The 6,841-nt window shown below is 69.7% G+C and carries 6 protein-coding genes; 5 read left to right on the top strand and 1 reads right to left on the bottom strand.

Annotation, left to right across the window (positions count from 1 at the left end):
• Positions 1–501: phosphatase PAP2 family protein (locus ACFW2E_RS38115; protein ID WP_384474006.1), on the top strand; the 501-nt coding region annotated here is incomplete at its 5' end.
• A 37-nt stretch (positions 502–538) separates the two neighbouring features.
• Here the strand turns inward: ACFW2E_RS38115 and ACFW2E_RS38110 are convergent.
• The gene (locus tag ACFW2E_RS38110; RefSeq protein WP_384474003.1) at positions 539–2,122 is read right to left on the bottom strand and encodes an FAD-binding oxidoreductase; all 1,584 of its coding nucleotides are present in this window, start codon (positions 2,120–2,122) and stop codon (positions 539–541) included.
• A gap of 355 nt (positions 2,123–2,477) precedes the next feature.
• On the opposite strand from ACFW2E_RS38110, the gene pstS reads away from it, so the two are divergent.
• From pstS to pstB, 4 genes are all read left to right on the top strand, one after another.
• Entirely contained in the window at positions 2,478–3,605 is a 1,128-nt protein-coding gene (pstS, locus tag ACFW2E_RS38105; protein WP_384474000.1) for a phosphate ABC transporter substrate-binding protein PstS, read from the top strand.
• A gap of 105 nt (positions 3,606–3,710) precedes the next feature.
• Positions 3,711–4,721 carry a phosphate ABC transporter permease subunit PstC gene (pstC, locus tag ACFW2E_RS38100; RefSeq protein WP_384473997.1) on the top strand — a complete coding sequence of 337 codons (1,011 nt, stop codon included), beginning with the start codon at positions 3,711–3,713 and terminating at the stop codon, positions 4,719–4,721.
• Positions 4,718–5,782 carry a phosphate ABC transporter permease PstA gene (gene pstA, locus ACFW2E_RS38095; protein ID WP_384473994.1) on the top strand — a complete coding sequence of 355 codons (1,065 nt, stop codon included), beginning with the start codon at positions 4,718–4,720 and terminating at the stop codon, positions 5,780–5,782. Before pstC ends, pstA begins: the two co-directional genes overlap by 4 nt.
• Positions 5,783–5,846: 64 nt before the next feature.
• A complete protein-coding gene (gene pstB / locus ACFW2E_RS38090; RefSeq protein ID WP_384473991.1) occupies positions 5,847–6,623 on the top strand; it encodes a phosphate ABC transporter ATP-binding protein PstB in 777 nt (258 codons plus the stop codon).
• The last annotated feature ends 218 nt before the right edge of the window (positions 6,624–6,841 follow it).

Genomic DNA, 6,841 nt, shown 5'->3' with positions numbered 1-6,841 from the left:
CGCGCCCGCCTCGGCGTCCCGCCCCCCCTCGCCGCCGCCATCGCCGTGCTCGTCAACGTGCCCATCCGCGGGTTCGTCGAACGGCCCCGGCCCGTCCACGATCACCAGGGCCTGGCGGTGCTGGTCTCCGGCAAGACCGACTACTCCTTCGTGAGCGACCACGCCACGATCACCATGGCCCTCGGAGTCGGCCTGTTCGTCGCCAACCGCAGGTTCGGGATCGCGGGAATCGGTCTCGCGCTGCTCGAGGGCTTCTGCCGGGTGTACATGGGGGTGCACTACCCCACCGATGTCGTCGGCGGGTTCGCGCTCGGCACCGCCGTCGTGCTGCTGCTGTCGCCACTGGCCATGGCCCTGCTCACCCCGGTGATGAAGGCGGTCGAGCGCTCGCCCCGGGCGGGCCGGCTGATCCGGCGGCGCTCCCCGGCCGGCGGCGGCGACGCCATGGTCCCGGAGGCCCGGACGCCGGTGGCGTCCGAGGAGCGGGACCTGGCGGCCTAGGGACGCCGGAGCAGGGCGACGGCTGGTGAAGAAACGGCTACAGGCCCTGCGGGTAGGTGAAGAAGCGGTTCGGGTCGTACTCCGCCTTGACCTGCTTCAGTCGCGCCGCCGCGTCCCCGTAGTACGCCTTCCGCCAGTCCGTGAGCGTCGGGTCCGTGTAGTTCTGGTACGCCGCACCTGAGGCGTACGGCTTCATCGCGCCGTGGGCCGCCGTCAGCCAGCTCTGGGCCGTGCTCCCCGAGGTGCCCGTGCGCCAGGAGGCGATGTACTGGGCCAGCATGCGTGAGCGGCGGTGGACGAAGGCGGTCGCCGTCGGGGAGACCCGGTTGACCGCGCCGCCGAGGGCCGTGAGGGCGATGCTGCCCGAGCCGCCCCGGACCGTCTGCATCTGCTTCAGGAGCGTCTGGATGCCGGCCGCCGAGATGGAGCGGTCGAAGAAGTCCGAGCGCGCCGCGTACGTCTCCCTGCCCAGCGCTCCGTGCGGGGAGCGGCCGGGGGTCGGCCCCGGCAGGTGACACTGGGCCTGCGAGGAGAAGGAGGAGCAGCCCGCGTATATCTCCATGGCCTCCTCGTAGCCCCGGCGGCGCAGTGACACGCTCGTCGCGTTGGCGCCGGCCATGTGCGCCAGGCGGTCCACCGCGTTCTGGAGTTCGCCGTAGGTGCCCAGGGAGAACGCGGCCACCGAGACCGTGGGGGTGCCACCCGCCGAGTTCGCCAGGTGCAGCGCGGACCAGATCTCGTCGGGCTGGTCCGGACCCCACTCCTGCCAGGCCTTGATCACCGCCGCGGCCTTCGCCCACGGCCAGGTGAGATAGGCGGTGACGGCCTGGGGCGCGGGGTGGGTCTTGAACTGCAGCTCGGTGACGACGCCGAAGTTTCCGTTGCCGGCGCCGCGCAGGGCCCAGAAGAGGTCCTTGTTCGTGGTGGCGTTCGCGGTGAGCTGCTTGCCGTCCGCCGTGATCAGGGTGGCCTGGGTCAGGCTGTCGCAGGTGAGGCCGTAGGCGCGCGAGACGACTCCGTGGCCGCCGCCGAGGACCAGGCCGGAGACACCGACCGTGGGGCAGGAGCCCGCCGGGATCGTCACGCCCTTCGCGGCGAGCGCGCGGTAGACGTCGATCAGCTTGGAGCCGGCACCGACCACCGCGTGGCCCCCGCTCACGCGTATTCGGTTCAGCTTCGAGACGTCGACTATCAGGCGGCCGTTGCCGGAGGACCACCCCGCGTAGGAGTGGCCGCCGTTGCGTATCGCCACGTGGATGCCGTGGGCGCGGGCGTAGTCGAGCGTCGTACGGATGTCGTCCGCGTGGGAGACATAGGCGACCGCCGCGGGCTTCAGGCCGTCGAAGCGGGTGTTGTACAGCTGGTGGGCGCTGGTCCAGGAGGCGTCCCCGGGGCGGACCAGGGGGCCGTCCAGGTCGCGGGCGAGGGCCGCCCAGTTGGCGGCGGCCGCGGCGCTGGTGGTCTTCAGCGACGAATCGGACGATGTGGACTTATTGGCCATATCGGATACATTGGCTCTGCCGGACGAGGGGCCGGCAGCCGAGCCGCCCCCGCTGCACCCGGTCACCGCAGCCGTCGCCAGTGCGGCCGCACCGCCTGAGATGAACGTACGCCGTTCCATGCCCGTGCCTTTCGTCGGCTTTCGTGGAACGAGACGAAGCCGCGGGACCGAGGGTTCCACCGGCTTCGAATGCTCGTGCGCCCCGCAGAGCCCCTGCCGAGCCCGGCTGCCGCGTGGACCACCGTACGCAACCCGGCCGTCGGAACCGGGATGTGCCCTCCCCGTGAGCATTCCGTGACCTCACCGGGCCGATGGCAGGGGTTCACCCCCCGTTCACTTATGGCCATCGGCGGCTTCACCTGTTCTGCCTAATTTCGGCCGTACACGGTGCGGAGTGCGGCCCTGACGGCGCTCGCGTGCCACGACGACCTCGCACGCCGCCGACGGTGGCGGCTCCTGGAAGGAACTCCCGAAAGTGAAGCTTCAGCGCAAGAACCGGCTGCGCGCCCTTTCCCTCGGTGCTGTCGCCGTCTCCGGCGCCCTGGCCCTGACGGCGTGCGGCTCCGACGACACCGGCAAGAAGGCCAGCGACGGCTCCTCGTCCTCGACGAGCGCCAGCTCGATCAAGTGCGACAACGCCAAGGGGCAGCTGCTCGCCGACGGCTCCTCCGCGCAGAAGAACGCGATCGACGCGTGGGTGAAGGAGTTCTCCCAGGCCTGTGGCGTGCAGATCAACTACAAGGGCGGCGGCTCGGGCGCGGGTGTCACCGCGTTCAACCAGGGGCAGATCGCCTTCGCCGGTTCCGACTCGGCGCTGAAGCCCGAAGAGGTCGCCGCCTCCAAGAAGGTCTGCTCCGGCGGCCAGGGCATCGACCTCCCGATGGTCGGCGGCCCGATCGCCCTCGGCTACAACGTCCCGGGTGTCGACAACCTGGTCCTGGACGCGCCGACCCTCGCCAAGATCTTCAACAGCAAGATCAAGAACTGGAACGACCCGGCGATCAAGAAGCTGAACCCCGGCGCGAAGCTTCCCGACCTCAAGATCCAGGCGTTCCACCGCTCGGACGAGTCCGGTACCACGGACAACTTCACCAAGTACCTCATCGCCACCACCCCGGCCAACTGGAAGTACTCCGGCGGCAAGGCCTGGCAGGCCCAGGGCGGCCAAGCCGCCCCGCAGTCCGCGGGTGTGGCCCAGCAGGTCAAGCAGACCGCGGGTGCCATCGGCTACTTCGAGCTGTCCTACGTCACCGACGGCATCAAGGCCGTCTCCATCGACACCGGTGCCAGCAAGCCGGTCGCGCCCAGCACCGAGAGCGCCACCGCGGACATCGCCGCCGCGAAGGTGATCGGCACGGGCAAGGACCTGTCGCTCCAGCTGGACTACAAGACCAAGGCCGAGGGCGCGTACCCGATCACCCTGGTCACCTACGAGATCGTCTGCGACAAGGGCAACAAGGCCGACACCCTCCCCGCGACCAAGGCGTTCCTGCGCTACATCGCGAGCGAGGACGGCCAGAAGGTCCTGTCGGGAATCGACTACGCCCCGGTTCCCGACGACATCATCGCCAAGGTCCGCACCACCATCGAGGGCCTGAGCTGACCTGAGTGTGCGGTCCGGTCCCGGGACACCGGGGCCGGACCCGCACCGTCCGGTGCACCGCCGCCAGGAGCCGTACACACACGGCTCCGCAGACCGGAGAACCCGATGGACATATCGACAAAGAACACGAAAGACGCTCCTCCCCCCACTCCACAGCCGACCACGGCCGCGCGGAAGCGCTCCGCCCGTGGCGCCACCCGACCCGGTGACCGGATCTTCCTCGGTCTCTCCCGGGGGTCGGGCATCTTCCTGTTGGTGATCATGGCCGCCATCGCGGTCTTCCTCGCCTACCGTGCCTCCCTCGCCATCAGCAAGGACCACGGGAACTTCCTCACCGCCTCCGAGTGGAACACGAACCTCCAGCCGCCGGTCTTCGGCATCGCCGTGCTGGCCTTCGGCACGATCGTCTCCTCGGTCATCGCCATGCTCATCGCGGTGCCGATCGCGGTCGCGATCGCGCTGTTCATCACGCACTACGCGCCGCGCAAGCTGGCCGGCCCCGTCGCCTACGTGATCGACCTGCTCGCCGCGGTGCCGTCCATCGTGTACGGCCTGTGGGGCGCGCTGATCCTCGTACCGCACATGACCGGCCTCTTCGGCTGGCTCAACGACTACTTCGGCTGGACCGGCCTCTTCTCCTGGGACGAGGGCGCCCCGCGCTCGATGCTCACGGTCGGCATCCTGCTCGCGATCATGATCCTGCCGATCATCACCAACGTGAGCCGCGAGGTCTTCCGCCAGGTTCCGCAGATGCACGAGGAGGCGGCCCTGGCCCTCGGCGCCACGCGCTGGGAGGTCATCCGCATGTCGGTGCTGCCCTTCGGCCGCTCCGGCGTGATCTCCGCCTCGATGCTCGGCCTCGGCCGCGCGCTCGGCGAGACGATGGCCGTCGCCACGGTGCTCTCCCCGGACTTCATCATCCACGCCAGCCTGCTCAACCCGGGCGGCGGCACCTTCGCCCAGAACATCGCCAGCAAGTTCAGCGAGGCGACGCAGTTCGGCCGCGACGCGCTCATCGCCTCCGGTCTGGTCCTGTTCGTCATCACGCTGCTGGTCAACGGCGCGGCCCGCCTGATCATCGCCCGCCGCGCCGAGTACTCGGGGGCCAACGCATGAGCAACGCAGCCGTCGTCACGGACTCGCGCCCCAGCACGCTGCGCGGCGCCAGCCTCCCGAAGTGGTCGCCGTGGGCGATCGCGGGCGGCTCGATCGCCCTCGGGGTCGGCATCGGCCTCGCGGCCGGCCTGAACAGCAAGATCCAGTGGGGCCTCATCGCCGGGCTGCTCTTCGTCCTCGGTACGTACGGCATCGCCGCGCGCGTCGAGGGCCGCCGCCAGGCCAAGGACCGCATCGCGACCAGCCTCGTCTGGGTCGCCTTCGTCCTCGCCGTCATCCCGCTGGTCTCCCTGATCTGGGTGACCGTCGCGCGCGGCATCAAGGTCCTGGACGTCTACTTCCTGACCCACTCCATGGGTGTGGTCGCCGACACCGAGACCGGCGGTGGCATCTACCACGCCATCATCGGCAGCCTGGAGCAGGTCGGTCTGGCCACCCTGATCGGCGCCCCGATCGGTGTGCTCACCGCGATCTACCTGGTCGAGTACGGACGCGGGGGCCTGGCCAAGGCCGTCACCTTCTTCGTCGACGTGATGACCGGTATCCCGTCGATCGTCGCCGGTCTGTTCATCCTCAGCCTGATGCTGATGTGGGACATGCAGCCCTTCGGCTTCGCAGGCTCCCTTGCCCTGGCCATCCTGATGATGCCGGTCGTGGTCCGCTCCACCGAGGAGATGCTCAAGCTCGTACCGAACGAGCTGCGCGAGGCGTCCCTCGCGCTCGGCGTCCCGAAGTGGCGCACGATCCTGAAGGTGGTCCTGCCGACCTCCATCGGCGGCATCACCACCGGCATCATGCTGGCGGTCGCCCGCATCGCCGGTGAGACCGCGCCCGTGCTGCTGCTGGTGTTCGGCAACCCGTTCATCAACACGAACCCGTTCGAGGGTGCGCAGGCCTCGCTGCCGCTGTACATCTACCAGCAGTTCGCGAACAGCGCGGGTTCCGGTGCGGCGTACGACCGGGCCTGGGCGGCCTCGCTGACGCTGATCGCCTTCGTGATGATCCTCAACCTTGCGGCCCGCGCGATCGCGCGCTGGAAGGCCCCGAAGACCGGTCGCTAAGGCGACGATTTCCGGCTCCGCCGGGCGGGGCCCTCAGCGACTGATTTCTGGAAGTGAAGTAGACATGGCCAAGCGAATCGACGTAAGCGGACTCACCGCCTACTACGGCTCCCACAAGGCGATCGAAGACATCTCGATGACGGTCGAGCCGCGCTCGGTGACCGCGTTCATCGGCCCCTCCGGCTGCGGCAAGTCGACGTTCCTGCGCACGCTGAACCGTATGCACGAGGTCACCCCGGGGGGCCGCGTCGAGGGCAAGGTGCTGCTCGACGACGAGGACCTGTACGGCGTCGGCGTCGACCCGGTGTCGGTCCGCCGCGAGGTGGGCATGGTGTTCCAGCGCCCCAACCCCTTCCCCACGATGTCGATCTTCGACAACGTGGCGGCGGGTCTGCGCCTGAACGGCAACTTCAAGAAGAGCCAGCTCGGTGACATCGTCGAGAAGTCACTCAGGGGCGCGAACCTCTGGAACGAGGTCAAGGACCGGCTGAACAAGCCCGGCTCGGGGCTGTCCGGTGGTCAGCAGCAGCGTCTGTGCATCGCCCGCGCGATCGCGGTGGAGCCGAAGGTGCTGCTCATGGACGAGCCCTGCTCGGCCCTCGACCCGATCTCCACCCTCGCCATCGAGGATCTGATCGGCGAGCTGAAGGAGCGCTTCACGATCGTCATCGTGACGCACAACATGCAGCAGGCGGCGCGTGTCTCCGACCGCACGGCCTTCTTCAACCTGGCGGCCGTGGGCCAGCCGGGTCGGCTGATCGAGATCGACGACACGGAGCGGATCTTCTCCAACCCGTCGGTCCAGGCCACGGAGGACTACATCTCCGGTCGCTTCGGCTGAGCCGACGCCGGTGACACAGAACCCCCGAGGGTGGGGGCTGGGGGTGCCCCCCCGAGGAGGTAAAATGGGCCGCCCCCGGGGTCCGGGGGGGGGGCCCCGGGCGGCCCCCCCGCGGCGGGGCGAGGAGGGTAAACCCCGCCGCCGCCCCGGGGCCGGGGGGGGGGGCCGCCGGGGGGCCCCCCCCCCACCCCCCCCCCCCCCCACACCCCCGCCCCAAC

The organism is Streptomyces sp. NPDC058964, from assembly GCF_042741275.1.
Classification (GTDB): Bacteria; Actinomycetota; Actinomycetes; order Streptomycetales; family Streptomycetaceae; genus Streptomyces.
The sequence above is the reverse complement of the archived record's forward strand: the minus strand, read 5'-3'. Positions and strand labels throughout refer to the sequence as shown.

What these genes read in the sequence shown, in the direction of transcription:
- pstC (WP_384473997.1), top strand. Translation starts at nt 3,711, where the DNA reads ATGGACATATCGACAAAGAACACGAAAGACGCTCCTCCCCCCACTCCA.
- pstB (WP_384473991.1), top strand. Translation starts at nt 5,847, where the DNA reads ATGGCCAAGCGAATCGACGTAAGCGGACTCACCGCCTACTACGGCTCC.
- ACFW2E_RS38110 (WP_384474003.1), bottom strand. Translation starts at nt 2,122, where the DNA reads ATGGAACGGCGTACGTTCATCTCAGGCGGTGCGGCCGCACTGGCGACG.
- pstA (WP_384473994.1), top strand. Translation starts at nt 4,718, where the DNA reads ATGAGCAACGCAGCCGTCGTCACGGACTCGCGCCCCAGCACGCTGCGC.